General features: G+C 63.4%; 5 protein-coding genes and 1 pseudogene. All 6 read right to left on the bottom strand.

The annotated features are described in order from the left end of the window. Window positions 1-93 (bottom strand): annotated as a pseudogene (locus EN750_RS41690) (CDP-diacylglycerol--serine O-phosphatidyltransferase); the annotation flags it as partial. 3 nt (window positions 94-96) lie between these two features. Next, on the bottom strand, window positions 97-795 hold the full coding sequence (locus EN750_RS18945; RefSeq protein ID WP_127268237.1) for a phosphatidylserine decarboxylase: 699 nt from the start codon (window positions 793-795) through the stop codon (window positions 97-99). A gap of 284 nt (window positions 796-1079) precedes the next feature. Beyond that, window positions 1080-1427: an antibiotic biosynthesis monooxygenase gene (locus EN750_RS18940; RefSeq protein ID WP_127397319.1), complete on the bottom strand. Its 348-nt coding sequence runs from the start codon at window positions 1425-1427 to the stop codon at window positions 1080-1082. Window positions 1428-1549: 122 nt separating this feature from the next. After that, window positions 1550-3430 carry an ABC transporter ATP-binding protein/permease gene (locus EN750_RS18935; protein WP_127397318.1) on the bottom strand — a complete coding sequence of 627 codons (1881 nt, stop codon included), beginning with the start codon at window positions 3428-3430 and terminating at the stop codon, window positions 1550-1552. A 22-nt stretch (window positions 3431-3452) separates the two neighbouring features. Beyond that, window positions 3453-3785, bottom strand: a complete 333-nt coding sequence (locus EN750_RS18930; RefSeq protein ID WP_127323175.1) for a metalloregulator ArsR/SmtB family transcription factor — start codon at window positions 3783-3785, stop codon at window positions 3453-3455. Between the two features lie 227 nt (window positions 3786-4012). Next, on the bottom strand, window positions 4013-4779 hold a 767-nt coding region (locus EN750_RS18925), incomplete at its 5' end, for a LysM peptidoglycan-binding domain-containing protein (RefSeq protein ID WP_145967764.1).

Genomic DNA, 4779 nt, shown 5'->3' with positions numbered 1-4779 from the left:
GACCAGATTGGGCAGCGCCATTCGCATCGGGATTTCGCGGATGCGCGGACCGCCGCTGGCATGGGCCTCGAACTTTTTGTATTGCGTGCCCACCGGTCAGGAAACCCGAACAAGAGGCGTGCCGGCAACACCGCCGAATTCAGCCAGCACGGTTTCGCCGCCAACCGCCGTCTGGCCGACGGCAACGCGCGGCGTGGCGGTCAGGGGCAGGAACACATCGACACGCGAGCCGAAGCGGATCAGGCCGAAACGCTCGCCAGTGCCGATTGAGCCGCCGGCCTCGGCCCAGCAGACGATGCGGCGCGCCACCAGGCCGGCGATCTGGACGGCCGCGACCGTGCCGTTGGGGCTCTCGATGACCAGGCCGTTGCGCTCGTTCTCGGTGCTGGCCTTGTCGAGTTCGGCATTGAGGAATTTGCCCGGCCGGTGCTCGATTTTCGCAATACGGCCGCGCACCGGGGCGCGGTTCACGTGGCAGGAGAAGACGTTCATGAACACCGAAATGCGGGTCATCTCGGCATTGCCGAGGCCGAGTTCGCGCGGCGGCACGGCGGGTCCTACCGCCGAGATGATGCCGTCGGCGGGGCTGACCACCAGGCGGTCATCGACCGGCGTGACGCGCTCGGGATCGCGGAAGAAATAAACGCACCAGGCCGTCAGGATCAGACCGATCCAGAACAGGATCGAGGAGAAATAGCCGAGGAAAAGCGTCGCCGCGCCAAAGGCCGCGATGAAGGGATAGCCTTCGCGATGGATCGGTACGAACGCGTTCTTGACCGTATCGACAAGGCTCATCGGGTGTAAACGGGCTCCGTTTCAGGTGGGGCCTCAATAGCCGAAAGCCCCCCTCGCCGCAACGCAACAATAGTGAAGGCCGTATTGGGTGCGCCGGCAGGGGTCGCGATCCGCTTGCCCGGTCAGTGTCGTTGTCGGCAGAATTCGGGACACCGACGGTTCAAGGCGCGGGAAAAGGTTGCCCGTCCATGATCCCAAATCCCAAGACGTTCTGAAGCCCGTACCGGCCAGGTGCTCAAAGTCGAAGCGCCGGCACCTGGCATCGGTTGGCCGTAACGGCTTTTCTACAGCCCAGGTACTCTCTGATAGTTGGCGATGTCGGCGCGCACGCCGAGCCGGGCGATCGTCTCGTGCGGGTTGAAAGCGATGCGCTCGTGCGCGGCCTTGACGATCGGCACGACGTTGTCGATGGCTGCCTGGCTTTCCCATTCGACGATGGTCACAAGGTTGAATTCGCCCGGCCCTGAGAATTGCTCAAGCAGGAAATCCTGCACAAAGCCTTGTTGCAGGCGCAGCAATTCATGCGTTGTCCTGACCTTGGCGAGTATCTCCTCGCGGGCGGCGGCCGGGACGACGAACTTGTCCACCCTGAACACGCTGCCCCCGTCAACAGTCTGATTTGTCTCGCTCATTCGATTGCTCCGTTCTTGATTCACGCTAGTTGGTGGGCTCCAAGAACAGCCTACGATCTCAACTTAAGTTGAGGTCAAGCGGAAATTTTTCTCTTTTCCCCTCGTGGGAGAAGGAAACGGTGTCAATTCACCTCGGACGTCCGCCGGCGAACGACGACGCCAAGCTCGTCGCCCTCGCGGGCGATGCGTAGGCGCTCTTCGGCTTCGGTCGCCTCGCGCTGGCGGTCCCACATCGAGGCGTAGAGGCCATGCTTGCGCATCAGCTCGGCATGGGTGCCGCGCTCGGCAATCTGTCCGTCCTGCAGCACGATGATCTCATCGGCCGTGATCACCGTCGACAGGCGGTGGGCGATGACGATGGTGGTGCGGCCACGGCTGACCAGGTCGAGCGCTGCCTGGATCTCCTGCTCGGTGTGGCTGTCGAGCGCCGAGGTCGCTTCGTCGAGCATCAGGATCGGCGGCGCTTTCAGGATGGTGCGGGCGATCGCCACGCGCTGCTTCTCGCCGCCCGAAAGTTTTAGCCCGCGTTCGCCGACCATCGACATGTAGCCGTCAGGCAATCGCTCGATGAACGGACCGATCTGGGCAAGTTCGGCGGCCTTGCGCATATCCTCCTCGCTGGCGCCGATGCGGCCGTAGCGGATGTTGTAGGCGATGGTGTCGTTGAACAGCACGGTGTCCTGCGGCACCATGCCGATCGCCCCGCGCAGGCTCTCCTGCGTCACCTCCTTGATATCCTGGCCGTCGATCAGCACCTGGCCGCCCTGCACATCGTAGAAGCGGAACAGAAGCCGCGAGATGGTCGACTTGCCGGCACCCGAAGGCCCGACGATGGCGACGGTCTTGCCGGCCGGCACCTCGAAGCTGATGCCCTTCAGGATCTTGCGGTTCGGGTCATAGGAGAAATGCACGTCGCGGAACTCGACCTTGCCGGCACTGACCGCGAGCGGCCTGGCATCCGGCTTGTCGACGATCTCCTGTGGAACATCCAGCAGATCGAACATCTGCTCGATATCGGTCAGCCCCTGGCGGATTTCGCGGTAGATGAAGCCGATGAAATTGAGCGGCACCGACAGCTGCATCAGCATGGCGTTGATGAAGACGAAGTCACCGACCGTTTGCGAACCGGCCTGTACTTCCAGCGCCGACATACACATGACGATGACGGTGCCGAGGCCGAAGATGATGCCCTGCCCGAAATTCAGCCAGCCAAGCGAGGTCCAGATGCGCGTCGCGGCGACCTCGTAGCGTGCCATCGAGCGGTCAAAACGCTCGGCTTCCATGCCTTCATTGTTGAAGTACTTGACCGTCTCGTAATTGAGCAGCGAGTCGATTGCCTTGGTATTGGCGTCGGTGTCGCTGTCGTTCATGTCGCGGCGGATCGAGATGCGCCAGTCGCTGGCGCGCACCGTGAACCAGACATAGACCCAGACGGTGACCGCGACGACGACCACATATTTCCAGCCATAGGTGTAGGCGAAGATGCCCGTGGTCAGCGCGAATTCGAGGATGGTCGGCGCCGTGTTGAGCATGATGAAGCGCACGATCGTCTCGATGCCCTTGGTGCCGCGCTCGATGATGCGCGACAGGCCGCCGGTGCGACGCTCCAAGTGGAAGCGCAGCGATAGTTGGTGCATGTGAACGAAGGTGCGGAAGGCGAGCTGGCGCACCGCGTATTGGCCGACGCGTGCAAACAGCGCGTCGCGCAGCTGATTGAAGCCAAGCTGCACCAGACGCACGACATTGTAGGCGACGACCAGCATGACCGGCGCCAGCAGAAATGTCGGCAGCGGTGGCACCGATTTGGAGTCGCCGGCCAGCGCGTCCGTTGCCCATTTGAAGAAATAGGGACCGGCGACCAGCGTCAGCTTGGCGACGACGAGCAACAGCGTCGCCCAGGTGACCCGGGCTCTCAGATCGGCGCGATCCGCCGGCCACATATAGGGCCACAAATTGAGCAGCGTCTTGAAGGTCAAAGAGTCGGAGACGGTTTTTTCGGCCATTTTTGGCGCCTTCTTCTTATTTTCAGCGGCCGGAGCAGCAGGAATTGACGAGGGCGGCCACCGATGCAGAAACATCGGCGAGCGCGGCACGGTCGATCGCATAGCGCGAACGCTGGCGATCGGGCTCGAAGCGAACCAGCCCGGCTTCGACCAGTATTTTCAGATGTTGTGACACGGTGGACTGCGCCAGATCGAACCGATCGACGACTTCGCGGCAGTAGCAGGAGTTGCTTGCGGACAAGTATTTCAGGATTTCGATCCGAGCCGGGTGCGAAAGTGCTGCCAGCCGGGTGGCAACGGCTCGGCTGTCCGGGGTGCAGCCAGGTGCGTTTGTTTCCATAAGGGATTCAGTCATCGTCCATCGGCGATAGACGATGAGCAGGTCTGCGGCAAGCTACCCCGATGGGTAGAGCGACCTAATCTCCCCCCTTGAGGGGGAGATGTCACCAAAGGTGACAGAGGGGGTCGGTGCGTCCTGACGCGACGTCGTTTGGAGAAAAGAGAAGGTCGGCGCTTCACGCGCGACGACCCCTCTGGCCTGCCACCTCCCCCTCAAGGAGGGAGATTGGCCAATCGCCAACCCTACTGCGTCTTGGCCGGCGCTGTCGTTGCCTGCTCGCCCATCGCCTTGAGGTCGGCGGCTTCGCCTTCCTTCGACTTTTCCGGGACCTTGAACACCTGCCCCGGCCAGATGCGGTCGGGATCGCTGATCTGGTCTTGGTTGGCGAGGTAGATGGTCGAGAAGCGCACGCCATGGCCATAGACGCGCCGCGAGATCCGCCACAGCGTGTCGTTGCGGCGGATGATGACGGCGCCGTCGGCATGTTCAAGCTTGGGCGCCACGGTCTCGGGCACGTCGCTCGGCGGCGTCGCCTCCGCCACAACGGCCGGAGCCTCGGTGGCGGGAGCAGGCGTGGTGGCCGGAGCCGTCTCGGCCGCGGCCGGCGCCTCGGCGGCGGCAGGTGCGGCCGGCTTGGGCTGAACGGGCTTCGGCGCCGAGGGTGCCACGGCGGCGACCGCTTCGCCCGGCTCGCGCTCGAACGGCACGGCTGCGCGGGCCACAACTGTCACACCGTCGGTATCGAGGCCGTCGACACGTATTGTGTAGCTGCCGACCGGAATGTCGCGCGTCGCCTCGACCAGGAAATGACCATCCGTCGACGTTTGCGCATCACCGAGCAGGATGTCGTTGGCATAGGCGCGCACCTTGCGGCCGGCATCGGCGAGACCGGCGACAAAGATCTTGCTGCCGTCGATCTCGACCGCCTCGACGACGATCTTGGGCTCGGTCACGCCTGCAACGGGCGGCGTCGCCGGCGCAGGAGCCGGTGCTGCTTCCACCACGGCAG

The sequence above is a fragment of the Mesorhizobium sp. M7A.F.Ca.ET.027.03.2.1 genome (assembly GCF_003999175.1).
Taxonomy (GTDB): Bacteria; Pseudomonadota; Alphaproteobacteria; order Rhizobiales; family Rhizobiaceae; genus Mesorhizobium.
This window is presented reverse-complemented; position numbering and strand designations above follow the sequence as displayed.